At 29.4% G+C, this 663-nt stretch carries 1 protein-coding gene; it reads left to right on the top strand.

Going from position 1 to position 663, the window contains the following annotated elements; genetic code table 11:
- Positions 1 to 663, top strand: a 663-nt coding sequence (locus GQX97_RS13655) for an L-fuculose-phosphate aldolase (RefSeq protein ID WP_157152318.1), incomplete at both ends; no start/stop codon positions are given.

The following is a 663-nucleotide window of genomic DNA, read 5'->3' as shown; positions in this document are numbered from 1 at the left end:
AACAGAAAAGATTTAGCTAAAAGCATAATAGAAGCTTGTTTAAATATGAGAAAAGATGGTGTTAATCAAGGTACTGCTGGAAACATAAGCATAAGATTTAAAGACGGTATGCTTATTACACCTTCAGGTATGCCTTATGAGATTATGACCCCTGATGATATTGTTTTTGTAGATGGTAATGGAAAACCAGAAAAAGATAAAATACCTTCAAGCGAATGGAGATTTCATTTATCTATTCTTAAAGATAACCCTACTTTTAATGCTGTAATACATAATCATGCTATTTATTCATCTATGGTTTCTATTTTAAATATAGATTATATTCCAGCTATTCATTATATGGTAGGCGTTGCTGGAGGAAATAAAATTCCTTGTGTTAAATATGCAACATACGGCACTCAAGAATTATGCGACAATATTTCTAAATCTATGAAAGGATATAAGGCTTGTATACTAAAAAATCATGGACTTTTAGCTGCTGATGAAACATTACAAAAAGCATATCATGTTATGATGGAAGTTGAAAATCTAGCTAGATTATATATGGGAGTAAGAGGTATTGGTGATTACTCTATTTTATCTGATGCTGAAATGGAAATTGTTTTAGAAAAGTTCAAAAATTATGGTCTTAATGTAAAACATAAAACTAAAAAAACAACAAAA

The organism is Brachyspira sp. SAP_772 (assembly GCF_009755885.1).
GTDB lineage: Bacteria > Spirochaetota > Brachyspiria > Brachyspirales > Brachyspiraceae > Brachyspira.
The sequence above is the reverse complement of the archived record's forward strand: the minus strand, read 5'-3'. Positions and strand labels throughout refer to the sequence as shown.